The following is a 17,959-nucleotide window of genomic DNA, read 5'->3' as shown; positions in this document are numbered from 1 at the left end:
CTCGCTGGACGCCGATGAGAATTCCGCTTCAGCGGCCGCGCTCGCGGTTCGACTTCGCGTTCCGATCGTCGGTTTCTCGAAAAAGCTTATGTGGGTCGTCTAACTGGTCCGAGGCATGACCGTTCGAGCCGGACTGCAGGCGATCGGACTCCTCACCGTCCTCTATCTCCTGTTCCTGACGTTCGCCGCGCTGGGCCCCCTCGGCTTGCTGTTCTTCGGAACGCTGCTCGTGATCGGTCTCGCACAGGGGTACCGCGGCCGTACTCGAGACAGCCTCGACGAGGGCGACGAGACCGACTCCTGTCCCGAGTGCGGGGCGTCGATCAGATCGGACGCGGTGCACGATTCCGATGCCGAACCGGTGAACTGCGACGCGTGCGGCGCGCCGAACGATCCGGGACGAACGACGTGTACGCACTGCGACGCGACACTGTAGCCGTTTCCCGCTCGAGCGCCCGGTGATTATACTGCTCGTCGTGGTAGCCCTACCGTGATGAACGATACCGAGTACCACAAGCAGCTCGGGATCGGAGAGTCGGCGTTCGACGCCCTCGAAGACCACCTCGAGCACCGCACCTACGAAGGTCGGGAGTACCGCCACGTCCCGGACTATCGTCGGGGCGTCGAGCGCGGAACCGTCCTGATGGAAGGCGAGGTCGTCCGCGGGTTCCCGAAGATTCCGCGGGCGCTCGTGCTCGAGACCGGGATCCCCGAGCAGTTCGACGACCGGGTCGCCGTCGAAGAGAAGCTCAACGGCTACAACGTCCGCATCGCTCGCGTCGACGGCGACCAGCTTGCGTTCACGCGAAGCGGGATGGTCTGTCCGTTCACAACCCGGATGATCGAGCGGCTGGTCGACCTCGAGCCCCTGTTCGACGAGCACCCGGAGGCGATGGTCTGTGGCGAGATGATCGGGCCGGAGAACCCCTACACGGCACACGACTATCCGGGCGTCGAGTCGCTCGTCTTCCGCGCGTTCGACTGGCGGAATCGGACGTCGGGCGAGCCGCTCGACGTCGAGGAGCGCCGGGAGCGATACGAGCGCTTCGACGTCCCACAGACGCAGCTGTTCGGCACCTACGACGTCGACGGGGCGGCGAGCGAAGTCCGGCCGATTATCGAGGAACTCGACGACGAAGGTCGCGAGGGCGTGGTGATGCAATCTCCAGACGGGTCGACACAGCTCAAGTACACGACCTCGGCCTCGAGCCGGGGCGACCTCGCCTACGCGTTCTCGCTGCCGTTCGACTACGGTCAGGAGTTCATGTTCCGGCGGCTGCTCAGGGAGGGGTTCCAGACGATCGAGTGGGACGAGAACGACGACGCCGCTCGCGAGCGAGCGCACGAACTGGGCGAGGCGATCCTGCTGTCGATGCGGGACGCGATCGAGACCGTCGAGGACGGCGACAGCGTCGGCGAACGCCACACCGTTCGTGCCAGTTCGGAGACCGTCAACGTCCTGCTCGAACACCTCCGCGATCAGGGACTGCAACTCGAGATCGAGGAGGACAGACGCGAGGACGGCGACCGGGTGGTCACCTTCTGCAAGAAGGTCCAGTCGAGCAACGACAAGATCCGGAACTACCTCGAGGGCCAGATCGTCACGGAGTGAGCGGACCGGGTGTGACGAGAACGCCGAGACGCGACTCGAGTCCGTTCGGCTCCGACGCCGTCGAACTCACGACCGATTCGGAGCAGCCTGAGCGAGCCGTGTCGTGTGAGGCCGTCTACCGGGATAACAGGCGGCTGAGAGATACTACCGATCGGCGATCGACGAGGGACGAACGTCGGGACTGGGAACGTTTACGGACACTGCGTGCAGCGATCGGACACAGGACACCGCAGCCGTGGTTCGTAGGATCGGTTGGAAGTCATTTCCGATCGTTCGGTACCCCGCTCTGGCGGACGACCGGTAAACAGTTCCAACCGACCCTATCAGCCGCCGTTCGAGACTACGTCGGAACGTCGGTCGGACTGACTGACTGGAGGTGTGGTTCCAGGGATGCGAGTTTCTCCGTCGGACCGACGAGCGATCGGCGTTCGTCGTAGTCGATGAAGCCCATATCGACGAGTTTCGGGAGGTGGTTGTGGCGGAGTGAAATCGCGACCTGGACCAGTTCGTCGCCCGAAATATTCGTTATCTGCTCGTCAGATTCCTGGACGGCGATTTCTTTCGTCAGATCGTTTACCGTCAGCGTTCGGTCGTGCGCGGTCAACAGAGCGAGGAGCGTCCGACGGCGATGGTTACTGAGGACGTCGTAAGCGATGTCGCTGGAGAGTGAATCGAGAGTCGGCGTCGTCGTGGTTTGCTCGTTCATTACGCTAGAAAGCATCCCGGGAAGGAAACGGGCCGTGTGTTGATATCGAGAGTATTCATATAGGGAGTGTCATTCCGACTCGTTCGTCTCGGACGTTTCCGTGGGCGGCGAGACGGTCAGCGTGTTTCTGGTGAGATTTCGGTTCGCGCGGCGCAATCGCTGCGACACTGCGTTCGTCGAAATCTCGAGTTCCGCCGCCAGGTCTTCGATGTTCGCCTCCCGAGGGACGTCGAAGTATCCCATCTCCAGCGCCATCACCAGCGCTTCGCGCTGATCGGCGGTGAGATCGTACTCCCGCTCCTTCGGTGCCGTTCCGTCGTAGAGCCGCTGGAGTTCGAAGGAGTAGCCCTTCTCGTCGAAGTACGTCTGGAACTTCTGGACTGCATCCCCATCGAGAAACTTCAGTTTGAGGTGCCAGATCCCGTCGTTCGCCTCCACCTCCTGCATAATTCCGTGCTGGTCGACGACGGTATCGATCAGCGACTGCACGCTTTCGTTCCAGTGGACGTTGAGGTAGCCGACGTCGGAATCGCTATCGACCAGTCGAACGCCGTCGACGGTCGGGTCCTCTCGAAGCGCGTCCGTCACGGCCTCGAGATCCTCGCAGGTAACCCAGCAAAACGGCATGACCCACTCGCGGCTGTGGCTCGCGAGCCGTTCGATCTGGATCGTCACGTCCGAGACGGTGTCGAACGTGTGTTCCAGTGCGAACGCCTCCGCCGGAATCGTAAACTCGGTTATGACACTCATAGCAGACGGAGGGGGCGACGGTGGATAATTTGTCCGGCCGCTACGCCGGAGCGGTATCTCGTCTCGCGTCTCCGATCAGTCGCGCAGGTCCGCGTGAATCTCCGCGATTCGGTCGGCCCCCTCCTCGACGTAGCCGCCGTGATAACACAGCGTCTGCTCGACGTCCAGTTCGGCGAGTCGGCCGACTGATTCGGTGGCGCGGTCCATATCCGGCGTGAACTCCGGTTTCGGTCCGGAGAGCGGTTCGTTTCCGTCCGCGACGAGCGCGTCGCCGGCGAGCAACAGGTCGTGGTCGGAGAAGTGCAGCGAGACGTGTCCCGGCGCGTGACCCGGTGTCTCGAGCACCGTCATCGAACCAGCGATCGTCGGAATACGGACCCCGCCAGCGAGTTCCAGATCGACCGGTGCCGGCGAGTACCGATCGCCGTCGCCCTTGATCGGCTCCCGTTCGCCGGTAATGAACGGCGCCTCCTCGTGGTGGGCGGCGACGACCGGGTCGATACGCTCGAGCAGTTCCGCGAGGCCCCCGACGTGATCGCCGTCGTGGTGAGTCGCGAGGACGAGCCAGATATCCTCGAGACCGAACCCGATCTCCCGGAGGTGCGTTCGAATTCCGTCGACGGCACCCGGCGGTCCGACGTCGATCAGCACCAGCCCGCGATCCGTCTCGACCGCCGCCGGGTTGATCGTGAGTTCGCGGCCGCCGTACTCGACGGTGATCGGCAGGACGTAGACGCCGGGATCCTCGTCAGTGCTCATGGCTCGCGGTTCGACGAGACGGAAGGAAAGGGTTGCGTCCGCCGTGGATCGTACTGCCGGACTCAGTCCAGGGCCGACTCGATCGCACCCTCGAGGTCGGCGATCAGGTCGTCCTCGTGTTCGATGCCGACGCTCACCCGGATGAGACTATCCGTCAGCCCGGCTTCGATGCGCTCCTCGCGCGGGATCGCCGCGTGGGTCATCGGCGCCGGCTGCTCGATCAGGCTCTCGACGCCGCCCAGGCTCTCGGCGAGCGTGAAGACGTCCGTGCTCGAGACGACCTCGCTGGCCTCTTCCAGGCTCGCGTCGAGTTCGAAGCTCAGCATCCCGCCGAAGTCGTCCATCTGCTCGCGGGCGACCTCGTGGCCGGGGTGAGACTCGAGGCCCGGATAGTGGACCTGGTCGACGTCCGGGTGCTCCTCGAGCCACTCCGCGATCTGGCGGGCGTTCTCGCAGTGGCGATCCATCCGGACGGGGAGGGTCTTCGTCCCCCGGAGGACGAGGAACGACTCGAAGGGGCCGGGGGTCGCGCCGACGGAGTTCTGGTAGAAGCCAAACTGCTCGTCCAGTTCCTCGTCGTTCGTGATCAGCGCGCCGCCGACGACGTCCGAGTGGCCGCCGAGGTACTTGGTGAGCGAGTGCGAGACGACGTCGGCGCCGAGCTCCAGGGGCCGCTGGAGGTACGGCGTCGCGAAGGTGTTGTCGATCGCACAGAGCGCGTCGTTGTCGTGGGCGATCTCGGCGGCGCCCTCGATGTCGACGATCGACATGAGCGGGTTGGTCGGCGTCTCGAGCCAGAGCAGTTCCGTGTTCTCCTGGAACGCCGCGTCGATGGCGTCGAGGTCGGTCATATCGACGAACGAGAACTCGATGTCGTAGTCCTCGTACACCTGCGTGAAGATGCGGTGGGTTCCCCCGTAGACGTCGTTGCCCGTAACGACGTGGTCGCCGGCCTCGAGCAGGTTGAGCACGGTGTTGATCGATCCCATGCCGCTCGAGAAGCAGCGGCCGTACGCGCCGTTCTCGAGGGAGGCGAGGTTCTCCTCGAGGTCCGTCCGGGTCGGGTTGCCGGTCCGGGAGTACTCGTAGCCGCGGTGTTCGCCGGGAGCGTCCTGTTTGTACGTCGAGTTCGCGAAGATCGGCGTCATCAGCGCGCCGGTCTCCTCGTCGGGTTCCTGTCCGGCGTGGATCGATCGGGTCTCGAACCGGAACTGGTCGTCGTCCATACGCGGGCCGACGCAGCGGAGGTAGGTTATACTGACGACTACGCTGTCGCGGTCCGCGGCCGATCAGAAATCGACCCCACTCCTTGCTTCGCGGGACGATCCGGCGAAAATACAGGACCGAATAGTTGTGAATTTATTTCTATAATATTCGTTTATGATGTATGCGGGCGTAATATACTGCATGGGTTCCAGTTCAAACCACACCAGTCACGCCCACGACCACCACGACCACGAGCATCGCGTCAGTGACGTGGGCTATGCAACGCCGCAAGCCGCCATCGAGGGGTCGGCTCGCGAAACGACCGCGTACGTACCGGCGCTCTACGTCGGGACGGACATCGACGCGCCCGATATGCTGGCCGTCGTCGACCTCGATCCCGACTCCGAGACGTACTGCGAGATCGTCGACCGGATCGAGATGCCCGTCAAGGGCGACGAGTTGCACCACTTCGGCTGGAACGCGTGCTCGTCGTCCTGCCACATCGAGGGGGCACAGCGGCGGTACCTCGTCGTCCCCGGGAACCGTTCGTCCCGGATTTACGTCGTCGACACCGACGATCCACGGCACCCCGAACTCGAGACGGTCGTCGAACCCGAGGCGGTCTTCGAGCACGACCTGTCGGCCCCGCACACCGTCCACTGCATCCCGGACGAGAAGATCATGATCAGCATGCTCGGGAACGCCGACGGCGACCTGCCGGGCGGCTTCCTCCTCCTCGACGAGAACTTCGAGGTCGAGGGCCGGTGGGACGCGCCCGGCGACATCGAGATGAACTACGACTTCTGGTACCAGCCGCGTCGCAACGTGATGGTCTCCTCCGAGTGGGCCGCCCCCGCGACCTACCAGCCCGGGTTCGACCTCGAGGACGTCGAGGCCGGGAACTACGGCCAGAAGCTCCACTTCTGGAACTGGGAGGACCGGACGGTCGAGCAGACGATCGACCTCGGCGAGGAAGGGGTCGTTCCGCTCGAGGTCCGCTTCCTGCACAGTCCCGACTCCGAACACGCCTACGTCGGCGCTGCCCTCTCCTCGAACATGTTCCACCTGACTCGAGAGGATGGAGAGTGGCAGGCCAGCAAGGTCATCGACGTCGAGCCACGCGAACACGAGGAGTGGGACATGCCGGTCCCCGGTCTCATCACGGACCTCGTGGTCTCGATGGACGATCGGTACCTGTTCTTCTCGAACTGGCTCCACGGAGAGGTCCGCATGTACGACATCTCCGATCGGTCGAACCCGCGGTTGGCCGACACGATCTCCGTCGGCGGGCTCTTCGGCGACCGCCGGGAGGTGAACGGCCGGACGATCAACGCCGGGCCGCAGATGCTCCAGCTCTCGCTGGACGGCGAGCGGCTCTACTTCACGACGTCGCTGTACTCGAGCTGGGACGACCAGTTCTTCCCCGAGGAAGCCGAGCAGGGCTCGGTCATGCTGAAAGTCGACGTGGACCCCCGCAAGGGGACGATGACCCTGGACGAGGAGTTCCTCGTCGACTTCGGGACGCTCCCCGAGGGACCCGCCCGCGCTCACGAGATCCGGTGGCCCGAGGGCGACTGCACGAGCGACATCTGGATGTAACGATCGTACGCGCCCGCGCTCGAGCGGAGAACGCGGGCCAGCGGTCCTCCTGAAACCCCCGAGATGAACGACATCCGAACTACCAGCACCGTTGTGAACCGATGAGACCGATTCGGACGACCGGAGCGATCGCACTCGTCGGCCTCTCGGTCTGGCCGGCGGTCGTCCGCGCTCACGAAACGGGAGCGACCGCACAGAGTCCGGATTCCGCGGTTCCCTTCGTCGTAGCGATCGGCGTCTCGACGTTCCTCAGCGTTGCAGTCGGTCTCGGAGCGGTTCGCCACTATCGGACGAAGCTCGCCACCGATCTCGTCCACGGATCGACGACCAGAATCGAGATGACCGTGTTGCTGTTCGTCCTCGGCCTCGTGGCGCTCCTCTCGGCCGCCGCCCAGCAGCCGGCCGCCGCGGTCGGCGCCGCGATACTCGGTGGGACGCTCGCGTGGATCGCTCGAGCGGGCGGCGTTTCGCCACACGACGGCTGTGCGGACGCCGCGTTCGGCGCGATACTGCTCCACCGGATCGTCGAAGGGATCCTCGTCGCGGGCGTCTACGCCGCGAGCGCCGCGCTCGGACTGCTCGGCCTGGTGTTCCTAACCGTCCACGCCGTCGGAGAGACCGTCGCGATCGGCGGCCTGTACGCCCCCGTCGGTCGCGGCTGGGGGATCGCGAGCGTCGTCACGATTCACCTCGGATTCCTCGTCGGCGCCTTCGTGGGGTACCACGCCACGGGAATCCTCTCGACACCGATCGTGACGGTCTTTCTGGCGGCCGTCGGAGGCGTCCTCCTCGTCACGGGAGCGACCGAATTCGCGTCGACGATTCGGCGAAGACGGCTCGAGGTCGCGCCGGACCCGCGTCCAGAACCGTGACGCTCGAGGTCTCGCCACTGAAGACACTCGGCTCAACCCACGAACCGACTTGGCTCGCAACCGCCGCGACGGCGGAACGTGCGTTTTATAACCATCACGAAGTAAGAGGGCCGTACGACTATGCCCAACTCTAAAGGACCTCGTCAAGGGACCCGGAACAAGCTTTCAAACACTCCTCGAGACCGCGGCGCATCGCCGCCACAGCGAGCGATTCAGCAGTACGACGACGGACAGAAAGTCCACCTGAAGATCGACCCGAGCATTCAGGACGGACGGTTCCACCCGCGCTTCGACGGCCGTACCGGCGAAGTCGTCGGAAAGCAGGGCAACGCGTTCAAGGTGCAGATCGTCGACGGCGGCAAGGAGAAGACGCTGATCGTCACTGCCGCTCACCTCCGCGCACAGGACCAGGACGAAGTCCGCGTCTGAGTTCACGATGACGATCTTCAAAGAGATCGTCGACGAGGAGTTCCTGACGGTTTCGGAAACGAAGGAACTGCTCGCCGACATCGAGGCCGAGCGCGCACTGGACGAGAGCCGGGAGCTGCGCTACGAACTCGCGCGAGCGATCGAACACGCCAACCGATTCGCGGTCCTCGATCCCGAAGAGGCCCAGGCCCTCGTCGACGACCTGCAGGAACTCGAGAAGGTCGACGAGCCGACGGCGTACAAGATCGCCGACCTCCTGCCGCGCGACCGTGACGAACTCCGATCCGTGTACGCTCAGCAGCGCTACTCGTTGTCCGGAGACGAACTCGACGAGATTCTCAACGTCGTTGCAAAGTACGCTTGACGGCGGGCCGATTCTTTAAGTACGCCGTTGCCGTATCGGAGAGTAATGAGCGAAGTCGATAGCGACGAGACGGACGTTCGACGCGCGGTCGTGTTGGACTACCTCGCACACGGGCTGTCGGACGACAGGCGACCCCAGTACGAACGGTCACCGGCAGGATACGCACTCGACGTCGAGGACTTCGAGCTCTATCAGGTCGCGTTCGACGACGACGCGCGGCTTACCATCGGCACTGAAATCGTCATCGAACCGGAAGCCGAGCAGGAGGTCGTCGTCGAGTGCCGGCAGGTCGAGTACGAGGACCTCACCTCGGGTGCCCAGTCGGAACTCGAGTACGTCGTCCAGGACCTCGTCGAGGAGGACGAAGAGCGGTTCGTCGACTTCTACAACGACGCCCAGCCGATCACGCTGCGACTCCACCAGTTGAACCTCCTGCCCGGGATCGGGAAGAAACTGCGCAACGGCATCCTCGAGGAGCGAAAGCGCAAGCCCTTCGAGAGCTTCGAGGAGCTGTCCGAGCGGGTCTCGGGGCTGCACGATCCGGACGAGATCCTCGCCGAGCGGATCCTCGAGGAACTGCGCGACGACGACCTGAAGTACCGGACGTTCGTCGGCCGACGGGACGAACAGTAGGAGGGACCGCTCGCGCCGAGACGGTGCGTTTACACGGTCCCCGCGTCTAGCGCCAGCAATGAGAGATCCCGACGGCCTAATTGCTCGCGCTGGCGTTCGCGGCGATCCGAACCGCGACCAGCACTTTCTCGTCGACGATCGCGTCCTGAACCGCATCCCGACCTATCTCGACGACGGCGAGGCGCGACGCGCCTCGGATCGAGCGAGCGGAGAGCCCCCGCGAGCCGCGGAGATCGACGCCGATACGAGCCACCTCCTCGAGATCGGCGGCGGAACGGGGGCCCTGACGGATCGACTGCTCGAGATCGCCGACGAGGTCACCGTCGTCGAGCGCGACCGCGACCTCGCCGCCTTTCTCCGCGAGGAGTTCGCCGACGAGATCGCCGACGAGCGACTGACCGTGATCGAGGGTGACGCCCTCGAGGTCGATCTGCCCGACTTCTCGGCGTCGGTGTCGAACCTTCCCTACGGCGTCTCGAGCGAGATTGCGTTCCGCCTGCTCCCCGAAAAGCGGCCGCTCGTGTTGATGTTTCAACAGGAGTTCGCCGAGCGGATGGTGGCCGAACCGGGCACCTCGGAGTACGGGAGGCTCTCGGTCTCGACCCAGCACTACGCCGAGCCCGAACTGGTCGAATCGATCCCGAAGGAGGCGTTCTCGCCGCCGCCGGCGGTCCAGAGCGCCGTCGTGCGGCTGATACCACGGGAACCCGAGTACACGGTCGACGACGAGGAATTCTTCCTGCGGTTCGTCAAGGCGATGTTTACCCAGCGCCGGAAGACGATCCGGAACGCGATCCGGAACACCGCCCACATCACGAGTCTCGGTGCTCCCGACGCAGTCGTCGAAGCGGCCGACGACGACCTCCTGCAAAAACGCGCCGACGCGATGACGCCGGCCGAGTTCGCCGAACTGGCACGGCTCGCCACCGAGGTCGGCCAGCCGGAAGCAAACTAATACTAATCAATTCGCTCGCGTAACGAACTGACCGACGGATACAGGTAGCTGGATCGCCGACTCGCTCGAGAACGGAGCAATGACCGACACAGTGGGGCTCGACTGGCTTGCGGACGTCTTCCAGACGACACCGATTCGAATCGCAGTGACGCTCGTCGCAGCCGGTACGCTGGTCGCCGTGGTACTCTCGTTTCAGCGACTTCAGGAGTGGCTCGAGGAGCGGACCCGGCCGCTGTACAGCGATATCGTCTCGACCACGGTGTTGGTCGGGACGTTCCTGCTCAGCCTGGCGGTGATCGTCGGCGTCTGGGGCCAGACCGACCAGCTTCGGTACATCTATACGGAGTACGACGTCGGCGGCGACGCCGTCGCGCGAGCGGTGTTCACGTTCGTCCTCGGCGTCGCGGCGCTGATCGTCACCCGGGTCGTCCACCGGGTGATCGACGAGGTCTTTAGCTCCGCGTCGGCGGTAACGGCCCACCAGCGCGAGGTCACCCATCGGCTCTCGCAGGTGATCATTCTGACGGTCGCGGTGATCGTCATCCTCGCGCTCTGGATCGACGACCTGGGCGGCCTGCTCGTCGGGGCCGGCTTTCTCGGCATTATCATCGGAATGGCCGCTCAGCAGGTTCTGGGAACCATTCTCGCCGGATTCGTCCTGATGTTCGCCCGACCGTTCGAGATCGGCGACTGGATCGAAGTCGAGGACGATCAGGGGATCGTCACCGACATCTCGATCATCAACACCCGCATCCGATCGTTCGACGGCGAGTACATCATGATTCCCAACGACGTCGTTGCTTCCGAGGTCGTCACGAACCGCTCGAAGCGGGGCCGTATCAGGGTCGAGGTCGACGTCGGCGTCGACTACGCGGCGGACGTCGAGCGCGCCAGCGAGATCGCCCAATCTGCGGTTGACGGCCTCGAGAAGTCCCTGGAAGCCCCCTCACCACAGGTCGTCACCAAATCGCTCGGCGACTCATCGGTCCTGCTCGGGGTGCGGTTCTGGATCGACAAGCCGAGCGCCAGGCGACACGCGGAGGCCCGAACCGCGGCGATTCACGCGATCAAAGCCGAGTTCGAGGAGGCGGGGATCAAGATTCCGTACCCGCAGCGCGAACTCGCCGGCCGCGAGGAGACCGGCGGGTTCCGGATTTCGGAGGGCCACGAAACGGGAACGACCGATCCACAAGAATCGAGCGAACGGGAAGAACGGATGCGGCCACAGGAGGGAGAGTAACGTGGACCTCCGCGACCGACGTGATATCGGGACGGACGTCTACCAGCCGGCCGAGGACTCGCAACTGCTCGCCGAGACCGTCTGCGACCGCCTCTCGAGCGACGACGGCGACCGGAGTGACGAACGACGCGGGACCGGCGACGACCGAACCGTCCTCGAGGTCGGGACGGGGTCGGGGTACGTCGCCTCCCGCGTCGCGGACGAGACCGGTGTTCGCGTAATCGCCTCGGATCTGAACCCCCACGCGGTCCGCCAGGCCCGCGAGAAGGGGCTCGAGACCGTTCGCGCGGATCTGGTCTCGCCGTTCGCCGACGGCGCGTTCGACGCGGTCGCGTTCAATCCGCCGTACCTGCCGACCGATCCCGACAACGAGTGGGACGACTGGATGGAACGCGCGCTGTCGGGCGGCGAAGACGGGCGAGCGATCATCGATCCCTTCCTCGAGAGCGTCGACCGCGTGCTCGCCCCCGGCGGCGTCGTCTACCTGCTCGTCAGCAGCCTCACTGACGTGGACGCGGTGGTCGAGCGAGCGGGCGAGGAAGGGTTCAGCGCCGCCGCCGTCGCCGACGAGTCGTTCCCGTTCGAGACGCTGACGGTGCTCGAACTGTTCCGTTGAGGGAGGGGGCGAATCGCATCGCCGACTCACGGTCCGGTCGTGATCTCGACGAGCAACTCGTTCCCGTCCTCGAGGTCGTACGCCGCCGGGTTGACCGGCTCTCCGTCGACGAAGAACGCGAGTTCCGTCCCCGGCGTCCGCTCGTCGTACTCGGTACCGTCGATAGCGAGGACGTGGGTGCCGTCCTCGCGATCGTACGAGACGTGGGGCAGCAGGTCGAGGCCTTCGCCCAGCGTCACTCGCTCCCAGTCTTCCATGTACCACTTCTCGGAGCCCTCGTGGAAGTGAAACGCCATCGCGTAATCCTCGGCGTGCTCGGCCTGGAACCGGTCCTGCGAGAGATCGAACGGCTCGCCGTCGACGAGCACGTCGATCTCTCCCGATGCGTCGATGAACGACGGATTTTCTTCGTAGCTCACGGCGCCGTCGGTCGTGATTTCGACCAGAACCGACTCCCCTCCCCGGAGTTCGTACGCGTCCGGATCGACGAGCGAGTCGTCGACGAAGAACACGAGTTCGGTGGCGACGTCCGCTTCGTCGTACGATGTCCCGTCGACGGTGAGAACGCGCCATCCGTTCCGGCGATAGCCACTCGCTGCCAGCGCGTCGATAGCCTCGGCGACGCGTAGCCGTTCGTGGTCGGCTGCCGACCACTCGTTCGGTAACTGGTCGAGCGGATCGCCGTCGACGACCACGTCGATACTGCCCGTCACGCTCGAGTCCGCCACTTCCTCGTCTTCCTCCGCGGCGGAAGCGGGCTCCACTCCCGCCGACGGTTCGGATTCCGTACAGCCGGCCAGGGAACAGGCGCCGGCGATCGCAGCGAGAACGCCCCGTCGTTGCATATCGTCTCCCAGGGAGTCTCCGTCCGGTAAATGCTTTCTGCCCGTTGTAACGACCGCGTCCGATCCGTCGAAATTCCGGATCGATCAGAAGATACTTGCGACCCACGTCAGCAGAAAAACACGATGCAATCCTCGCGACGCGCCCTTCTGGCGAGCGTCGGTTCCGGGGCCGTGTTGCTCCCGGGCTGTTCGCGGTTCTCGAGTACGCAGTCTCGGGACCCACCCGAGCCCGACGAACCGCCCGAATCGGGCGTCGACGAACTCCCGGATCCGAACAGCCACGTCCACGGTGCGAACGGCGAGTGGTCGAGTTTCGGCTGTAACGCCGCCAACACTCGCGCCGTCGCCGACGGGAAGGCACCGGTCGACGGGGTTTCCGAGCGCTGGCGAGTCGAGGTGACGCCGATGGTGCGGCGGGAACCGGTGGCTGCCGGCGGTCGCGTCTATCTTCTCAACGGCAGCGAACTGTTCGTCTTCGACGCCGACGACGGAACGGAGTTCTGGTCGGTCGAAGACGTGTGGGAACCGCCGCTGATCCGAGAAGGTGTCGTCTACGTCTCGACTTACGACGGCGTCCACGCGCTCGAGGCCGACACCGGCGACGAACTGTGGGTGCGGGCGATCGACGTGCCAGGCAACTCGACGGTGCCAGCGACCATCGGCGGCTTGCTGATCTGTGCGTTCGGGGAACGCGTCGTCGCGCTCGATCCAGAGGACGGTTCGGTTCGCTGGCACCGCGACGTCTTCGGGCAGGTTCTCGACCACGCCGTAACCCTCGGACAGCGCTTGATCATCGTCGCTACCGAGGCGGGGATGGTCTACGCCCTGGCGACGAACGGGGTCGCGTACAACCGGTGGCAGTTGCCCGAGTCACCGACGGCGCCGCCCAGCATCGACGGCGAGACGATCTACGTGAACTGCAAGGACGGAAACACGTACGCGCTGACAGACGAGAACGAATCGACGACGGAGTTCGAGTGGGTGGCGGATACCGGCTGGGTCGACGGTGGACTCGCCGTCGTCGACGATCTCGTTCTCGCGGCGAGGGGAGAGACGCTTCGGGCTCTCGACGCCGAATCGGGTCTGCGCTACTGGGACCACGAGATCGGCGACCGAGACGATACCGCACCGGCGTACGGTCGCGAAACTGTGTTCGTCGGCGGCGACCGCCTCCGGGCGCTGGACCCGGCTCCGGAGGGCAATCCGGCGGACGGTCCCGCGATTCGTTTCGAGCACGAGTTCGGCGGCGAGATCGTCGGTCCCGGACCGGTGCTCAACGACGGCACACTCTACGTCGTTGCCGAGGTCGAAGACGAGGAGGTCGCGTTGCTGGCGCTCGAGTGACCGACACGAACTCGACCGAACTGGCCGCCGACCAGCCCGAACGCGGTCAGGATCGTTCGATCACGCCGAGCCGGAAGCCGAGCGTCTCGGAGTCGAAGAAGGCGACGCGACCCTCGGGCCACTCGAGCGGTTCGCCGAGCGGGTACGCCTCCCGCGCGGCCCCCAGGTCGTCGGTCCCGAGCAGGCAGCTACACGGACAGTCGGGAAACCGCTCGAGACGGTCGGCGATCCAGCCGTCGTCCGCCGTCGCGAACGCCAGGGGTTGGCCGGGGACCGAGGCGACGGTGCCGAAGCCGGAGACGGTAGCACGAACGGGTTTCGGAAACCGATAACGGTCCCGGAACGTTTCGATGGCGGTCTCGAGGTCCGCGACGGCGACGACCACCTGCTCGATGCCGGTGAGCGGGCCGCCGGCGACGCTGGGCGAGGGTTCGACCCGGTAGGAGAGCGGCGTTCGATCCGCGATGGCGAACGGGAACAGGAGTCGCCGCTCGTGGGTGCCGAACTCCGCCCTGTCCCACTCGACGAGCGTGCCGTCGTCGCGCTCGCGAGAGCCGTAGAGCGGCCCGCGGACCGGAGTGGCGCACTCGAGCAGTCGCGTGCACTCCTCGACGATGTCGGGCACGCGAACGCACCACGCCGCCGGCCCCGCGTTCGCGCGGATGTGCTCCGGCCAGAAGTCGTGGTCGCCCGTCCGGCGCTCGGCGATGAGTTCGATGTACGACCGGTCGTCGAATCCGACGACAGCCATGTGAGTGACGTCGTTGCCGTGAACGCCGCCGTACTCCGGCGTGAGTCCGAGTCGGTCGAACTCGTCGCTGATCGCCTCGAGATCCGCGAACGCGAACGGGACGTGGTCGATCGTCAGGTCCATACTGGTGGTGTGACGGCTGGCAGGATAACGTTCCGCGATCGAGTCCTCTTTCAGGCGGTCCGGATATCGAGAGAAACCTGCAAAAATTACTGTAGCGTATTAGCATGGATGGAAAATATTAAGCGTCGGCATAGCCTAGCCGCCTCTACGCATGACTGAATACGTCTCGACCACGCCGGGGCTCTTTCCGCTCCCGGACTGGGCGAAAGACGACCTCTCGGATCTGAAGGGTCACCAGAAACACGACCTCGTCAGCGGCGACGAGGGCGAGGAGATCACCGCCGCCTACGAGGACGCACGCGAAGAAGTGATCGGGGTACAGCAAGAGGCCGGTCTCGACCGCGTCGTCGAGGGTCAGCTGCGCTGGGACGACATGCTCGCACACCCGCTCGCGGTCCACGACGCCGTCGAAACACGCGGTATCGTCCGCTACTACGACAACAACAACTTCTATCGGGAGCCGGTCGTCAACGGCGCCCTCGAGTTCTCCGGCGACGTCGCCTCGGAGCTCGAGGCGGCCAGCGAACTGACCGACGACTTGCAGGCCGTCCTCCCCGGTCCGTACTCGCTCGCCGACCTCGCGACCGACGAACAGTACGGCGACGAGGCGGAGTTCCTCGGCGCCATCGCCGACTTCCTCGAGGGCGAGGTCGACGCCTTCCCCGCCCACGAGACGCTGTTCCTGCTCGAGCCCTCGCTGGTCGAGAACGCGCCCGAAGACGGCGTCGACGAGCGCGCGAGCGAAGCGATCGACCAGGTCGCGAGCGCGACCGACGCCGACGTCGTCGTCCAGCCCTACTGGGGCGCGCTCGAGGAGAAGGTCTACGCCCACCTGCTCGACGCCGATATCGACGCGGTTGGTTTCGACTTCGTCGCGAACCAGGAGGACAACCTGTACAACATTCAGGAGTACGGCGCGACCGACGACATCTCGCTCGGTCTGGCCGACGGTCAGAACACGCTCGTCGAGGATCCCGAGGCGATCCGCGAGCGCGTCGACTGGGTGTACGACCAGGTTCCCGTCACCGATTTCGAGACGGTTTACCTGACGACCAACACCGAGACGTTCTACCTGCCCTACGCCAAGTTCGAGGAGAAACTCGCCGTCCTTGCCGAAGCCGCGGATCTCGCGGAGGTGAAAGCAGCATGACCACGAACGAGAACAAAGATCAGTTCCGACCCGAGGGACACGAGAACGACCACTTCCTGCTGACGACCGTCGTCGGCTCCTACCCGAAGCCCAAGTGGCTCAACCGCGCGAAAGAGCTCTACCAGGACCCCGACCACGGCTTCGACGACGACGACTACCAGGAGGCGAAGGACGACGCCGCTCGCCTCATCACCGACGAGCACGAACGCGCCGGTCTCGACGTCGTCGTCGACGGCGAGATGCGACGCAACGAGATGGTCGAGTTCTTCGCCCACCGAATCGATGGCTACGAGTTCAACGGCCCCGTCAAGGTGTGGGGACACAACTACTTCGACAAGCCAAGCGTCGTGTCCGAGGTCGAGTACGACGAGAGCTGGCTCGTCGACGAGTACGAGTTCACCGCCGCCGCGAGCGACCGACCGGTCAAGGTCCCGATCACGGGCCCGTACACCCTCGCGAACTGGTCCTTTAACGAGGCCTACGGCGACGACGAGGAACTCGCTTACGACCTCGCGGATCTGGTCAACGAGGAGATCGAAAAGCTCGTCGAGGCCGGTGCCCGCTACATCCAGATCGACGAGCCCGCCCTCGCGACGACGCCCGACGACCACGCCATCGTCGGCGAGTGTCTCGAGCGCATCGTCGAGGATATCGACGAGGAGGTCCGCATCGGCCTCCACGTCTGTTACGGTGACTACTCCCGAATCTACCCCGAAATCCTCGAGTTCCCCGTCGACGAGTTCGACCTGGAACTCGCCAACGGCGACTACGACCAGCTCGACGTCTTCAAGGACCCCGAGTTCTCGAAGGACCTCGCGCTCGGCGTCACCGACGTCCACGTCGCGGAAGTCGAGTCCGTCGAGCAGATCGAGGAGAACATCAAGAAGGGGCTCGAGGTCGTCCCGCCGGAACAGCTGGTCGTCTCGCCGGACTGCGGCGTGAAGCTGCTGCCCCGCGAGGTCGCCTACGGCAAGATGGCGAACATGGTCGAGGCCGCCCGCAACGTCGAGGCCGACCTGGACGAGGGTAACGTCGACGTCGAACGCGGTGCGCCTGCGCCTGCCGACGACTAGCGGCCGGGGCTCGAAATCGAAGCGGTCGTCGCTCGAAGTCGAATCCCTGCGGTCCGTTTTCACGTCGCTCCCAGCAGCCGACAGCCCGCCGTGAGTGACGGGCAGTAACACTCAACACGTACCGTCTCGTTCGCTGGGTCGTATGACCGACGGTGACGCCAGGCCGAACAGCTGGGACGCCGACCAGTACGATGCGGATCACTCGTTCGTCTACGAGCACGGCGCGGACCTCGTCGAACTGCTCGCTCCCCGTCCCGACGAGCGGATCCTCGATCTCGGCTGTGGCACCGGACATCTGACGGCCGAAATCGCGGATCAGGGGGCGACGGTCGTCGGTCTCGACAGCGCCCAGTCGATGATCGCCGAGGCGCGCGAAACTTACCCGGAACTCTCGTTCGTCCAGGGCGACGCCCGGAGCGTGGCCGTCGCGGATCGAGATCCGTTCGACGCGGTGTTCTCGAACGCCGCGTTGCACTGGATTCCGGACACGGACCAGGACGCGGTCCTCGAGTCCGTCCGGGACGCACTCGTCCCCGGGGGGCGCTTCGTCGCCGAACTCGGGGGGACGGGAAACGTCGCTCGCATCGTCGAGACGATCCTCGCAGAACTCGAACGGCGGGGCTACGAGGGCGACCATCCGTGGTACTTCCCGAGCGTCGGCGAGTACGCGACCCGGCTCGAGGATCACGGATTCGAAGTGCGGGACGCGAAACTGTTCGACCGGCCGACCCCGCTCGAGGGGGAGGCGGGGTTACGACGGTGGCTCGAGATGTTCGGCGATAGCCTCTTCGAACCGCTGTCCGCCACGGAGCGAACTGCGGTGATCGACGCCGTCGAGGAGCGGCTCGAACCGGCCCTGTACAACGAAGACGACCAGACGTGGATCGCCGACTACCGGCGGCTTCAGTTCCGGGCGGTCAGCGTCTGATCGA

The 17,959-nt window shown here is 65.1% G+C and carries 20 protein-coding genes; 14 read left to right on the top strand and 6 right to left on the bottom strand.

The window, feature by feature from the left end; genetic code table 11:
* The first annotated feature begins 115 nt into the window (after positions 1-115).
* Both CV102_RS07945 and CV102_RS07940 read left to right on the top strand, forming a co-directional pair.
* Positions 116-436: a hypothetical protein gene (locus tag CV102_RS07945; protein ID WP_148857362.1), complete on the top strand. Its 321-nt coding sequence runs from the start codon at positions 116-118 to the stop codon at positions 434-436.
* Between the two features lie 57 nt (positions 437-493).
* Positions 494-1,612 carry an RNA ligase gene (locus CV102_RS07940; RefSeq protein WP_148857361.1) on the top strand — a complete coding sequence of 373 codons (1,119 nt, stop codon included), beginning with the start codon at positions 494-496 and terminating at the stop codon, positions 1,610-1,612.
* A gap of 340 nt (positions 1,613-1,952) precedes the next feature.
* Here CV102_RS07940 and CV102_RS07935 read toward each other — a convergent pair whose 3' ends face one another.
* The 4 genes from CV102_RS07935 to CV102_RS07920 form a co-directional block, all read right to left on the bottom strand.
* Entirely contained in the window at positions 1,953-2,318 is a 366-nt protein-coding gene (locus tag CV102_RS07935; RefSeq protein ID WP_148857360.1) for a DUF7344 domain-containing protein, read from the bottom strand.
* 69 nt (positions 2,319-2,387) lie between these two features.
* Positions 2,388-3,068 carry a helix-turn-helix domain-containing protein gene (locus CV102_RS07930; protein WP_148857359.1) on the bottom strand — a complete coding sequence of 227 codons (681 nt, stop codon included), beginning with the start codon at positions 3,066-3,068 and terminating at the stop codon, positions 2,388-2,390.
* Between the two features lie 75 nt (positions 3,069-3,143).
* Complete coding sequence (locus tag CV102_RS07925) at positions 3,144-3,827, bottom strand: MBL fold metallo-hydrolase (RefSeq protein ID WP_148857358.1); 684 nt, start codon at positions 3,825-3,827, stop codon at positions 3,144-3,146.
* A gap of 62 nt (positions 3,828-3,889) precedes the next feature.
* Positions 3,890-5,053 carry a cystathionine gamma-synthase gene (locus CV102_RS07920; protein ID WP_148857357.1) on the bottom strand — a complete coding sequence of 388 codons (1,164 nt, stop codon included), beginning with the start codon at positions 5,051-5,053 and terminating at the stop codon, positions 3,890-3,892.
* A gap of 181 nt (positions 5,054-5,234) precedes the next feature.
* Here CV102_RS07920 and CV102_RS07915 point away from each other — a divergent pair, with 181 nt between their 5' ends.
* From CV102_RS07915 to CV102_RS07880, 8 genes are all read left to right on the top strand, one after another.
* Positions 5,235-6,632 (top strand): selenium-binding protein SBP56-related protein, encoded by a 1,398-nt coding sequence (locus tag CV102_RS07915; protein WP_187432891.1) that lies wholly within the window; start codon positions 5,235-5,237, stop codon positions 6,630-6,632.
* Positions 6,633-6,733: 101 nt separating this feature from the next.
* Positions 6,734-7,504 carry a hypothetical protein gene (locus tag CV102_RS07910; protein ID WP_148857356.1) on the top strand — a complete coding sequence of 257 codons (771 nt, stop codon included), beginning with the start codon at positions 6,734-6,736 and terminating at the stop codon, positions 7,502-7,504.
* A 120-nt stretch (positions 7,505-7,624) separates the two neighbouring features.
* Positions 7,625-7,933: a 50S ribosomal protein L21e gene (locus CV102_RS07905; protein WP_148857355.1), complete on the top strand. Its 309-nt coding sequence runs from the start codon at positions 7,625-7,627 to the stop codon at positions 7,931-7,933.
* Between the two features lie 7 nt (positions 7,934-7,940).
* Positions 7,941-8,297 (top strand): RNA polymerase Rpb4 family protein, encoded by a 357-nt coding sequence (locus tag CV102_RS07900; RefSeq protein WP_148857354.1) that lies wholly within the window; start codon positions 7,941-7,943, stop codon positions 8,295-8,297.
* A 45-nt stretch (positions 8,298-8,342) separates the two neighbouring features.
* Entirely contained in the window at positions 8,343-8,930 is a 588-nt protein-coding gene (locus CV102_RS07895) for a DUF655 domain-containing protein (protein ID WP_148857353.1), read from the top strand.
* Between the two features lie 58 nt (positions 8,931-8,988).
* Entirely contained in the window at positions 8,989-9,885 is an 897-nt protein-coding gene (rsmA, locus tag CV102_RS07890; protein ID WP_148857352.1) for a 16S rRNA (adenine(1518)-N(6)/adenine(1519)-N(6))-dimethyltransferase RsmA, read from the top strand.
* Between the two features lie 79 nt (positions 9,886-9,964).
* Positions 9,965-11,125, top strand: coding sequence for a mechanosensitive ion channel family protein (locus CV102_RS07885; protein ID WP_148857351.1), 1,161 nt, complete (start codon positions 9,965-9,967; stop codon positions 11,123-11,125).
* Position 11,126: 1 nt separating this feature from the next.
* Positions 11,127-11,741: a HemK2/MTQ2 family protein methyltransferase gene (locus tag CV102_RS07880; RefSeq protein WP_148857350.1), complete on the top strand. Its 615-nt coding sequence runs from the start codon at positions 11,127-11,129 to the stop codon at positions 11,739-11,741.
* A 26-nt stretch (positions 11,742-11,767) separates the two neighbouring features.
* Here the strand turns inward: CV102_RS07880 and CV102_RS07875 are convergent, their stop codons facing one another.
* Positions 11,768-12,586 (bottom strand): hypothetical protein, encoded by an 819-nt coding sequence (locus CV102_RS07875; RefSeq protein ID WP_148857349.1) that lies wholly within the window; start codon positions 12,584-12,586, stop codon positions 11,768-11,770.
* Between the two features lie 123 nt (positions 12,587-12,709).
* On the opposite strand from CV102_RS07875, the gene CV102_RS07870 reads away from it, so the two are divergent.
* Positions 12,710-13,930 carry an outer membrane protein assembly factor BamB family protein gene (locus tag CV102_RS07870; RefSeq protein ID WP_148857348.1) on the top strand — a complete coding sequence of 407 codons (1,221 nt, stop codon included), beginning with the start codon at positions 12,710-12,712 and terminating at the stop codon, positions 13,928-13,930.
* Between the two features lie 46 nt (positions 13,931-13,976).
* On the opposite strand, the gene CV102_RS07865 is transcribed toward CV102_RS07870, so the two are convergent.
* The gene (locus CV102_RS07865) at positions 13,977-14,804 is read right to left on the bottom strand and encodes a VOC family protein (protein ID WP_148857347.1); all 828 of its coding nucleotides are present in this window, start codon (positions 14,802-14,804) and stop codon (positions 13,977-13,979) included.
* Positions 14,805-14,955: 151 nt separating this feature from the next.
* Here CV102_RS07865 and CV102_RS07860 point away from each other — a divergent pair, with 151 nt between their 5' ends.
* The 3 genes from CV102_RS07860 to CV102_RS07850 all read left to right on the top strand — a co-directional run bounded on the left by CV102_RS07860 (position 14,956) and on the right by CV102_RS07850 (position 17,955).
* Positions 14,956-15,954 carry a 5-methyltetrahydropteroyltriglutamate--homocysteine methyltransferase gene (locus tag CV102_RS07860; RefSeq protein ID WP_148857346.1) on the top strand — a complete coding sequence of 333 codons (999 nt, stop codon included), beginning with the start codon at positions 14,956-14,958 and terminating at the stop codon, positions 15,952-15,954.
* Positions 15,951-17,027: a methionine synthase gene (locus CV102_RS07855; RefSeq protein ID WP_148857345.1), complete on the top strand. Its 1,077-nt coding sequence runs from the start codon at positions 15,951-15,953 to the stop codon at positions 17,025-17,027. Before CV102_RS07860 ends, CV102_RS07855 begins: the two co-directional genes overlap by 4 nt.
* Positions 17,028-17,169: 142 nt before the next feature.
* Positions 17,170-17,955 (top strand): class I SAM-dependent methyltransferase, encoded by a 786-nt coding sequence (locus CV102_RS07850; RefSeq protein WP_148857344.1) that lies wholly within the window; start codon positions 17,170-17,172, stop codon positions 17,953-17,955.
* Positions 17,956-17,959 lie beyond the last annotated feature (4 nt).

It is taken from the genome of Natronococcus pandeyae (assembly GCF_008122205.1).
Lineage (GTDB): Archaea > Halobacteriota > Halobacteria > Halobacteriales > Natrialbaceae > Natronococcus > Natronococcus pandeyae.
This window is presented reverse-complemented; position numbering and strand designations above follow the sequence as displayed.

Coding starts and splice junctions, on each gene's coding strand:
- CV102_RS07945 (WP_148857362.1), top strand. CDS start 116: ATGACCGTTCGAGCCGGACTGCAGGCGATCGGACTCCTCACCGTCCTC.
- CV102_RS07940 (WP_148857361.1), top strand. CDS start 494: ATGAACGATACCGAGTACCACAAGCAGCTCGGGATCGGAGAGTCGGCG.
- CV102_RS07935 (WP_148857360.1), bottom strand. CDS start 2,318: ATGAACGAGCAAACCACGACGACGCCGACTCTCGATTCACTCTCCAGC.
- CV102_RS07930 (WP_148857359.1), bottom strand. CDS start 3,068: ATGAGTGTCATAACCGAGTTTACGATTCCGGCGGAGGCGTTCGCACTG.
- CV102_RS07925 (WP_148857358.1), bottom strand. CDS start 3,827: ATGAGCACTGACGAGGATCCCGGCGTCTACGTCCTGCCGATCACCGTC.
- CV102_RS07920 (WP_148857357.1), bottom strand. CDS start 5,053: ATGGACGACGACCAGTTCCGGTTCGAGACCCGATCGATCCACGCCGGA.
- CV102_RS07915 (WP_187432891.1), top strand. CDS start 5,235: ATGGGTTCCAGTTCAAACCACACCAGTCACGCCCACGACCACCACGAC.
- CV102_RS07910 (WP_148857356.1), top strand. CDS start 6,734: ATGAGACCGATTCGGACGACCGGAGCGATCGCACTCGTCGGCCTCTCG.
- CV102_RS07905 (WP_148857355.1), top strand. CDS start 7,625: ATGCCCAACTCTAAAGGACCTCGTCAAGGGACCCGGAACAAGCTTTCA.
- CV102_RS07900 (WP_148857354.1), top strand. CDS start 7,941: ATGACGATCTTCAAAGAGATCGTCGACGAGGAGTTCCTGACGGTTTCG.
- CV102_RS07895 (WP_148857353.1), top strand. CDS start 8,343: ATGAGCGAAGTCGATAGCGACGAGACGGACGTTCGACGCGCGGTCGTG.
- rsmA (WP_148857352.1), top strand. CDS start 8,989: ATGAGAGATCCCGACGGCCTAATTGCTCGCGCTGGCGTTCGCGGCGAT.
- CV102_RS07885 (WP_148857351.1), top strand. CDS start 9,965: ATGACCGACACAGTGGGGCTCGACTGGCTTGCGGACGTCTTCCAGACG.
- CV102_RS07875 (WP_148857349.1), bottom strand. CDS start 12,586: ATGCAACGACGGGGCGTTCTCGCTGCGATCGCCGGCGCCTGTTCCCTG.
- CV102_RS07870 (WP_148857348.1), top strand. CDS start 12,710: ATGCAATCCTCGCGACGCGCCCTTCTGGCGAGCGTCGGTTCCGGGGCC.
- CV102_RS07865 (WP_148857347.1), bottom strand. CDS start 14,804: ATGGACCTGACGATCGACCACGTCCCGTTCGCGTTCGCGGATCTCGAG.
- CV102_RS07860 (WP_148857346.1), top strand. CDS start 14,956: ATGACTGAATACGTCTCGACCACGCCGGGGCTCTTTCCGCTCCCGGAC.
- CV102_RS07855 (WP_148857345.1), top strand. CDS start 15,951: ATGACCACGAACGAGAACAAAGATCAGTTCCGACCCGAGGGACACGAG.
- CV102_RS07850 (WP_148857344.1), top strand. CDS start 17,170: ATGACCGACGGTGACGCCAGGCCGAACAGCTGGGACGCCGACCAGTAC.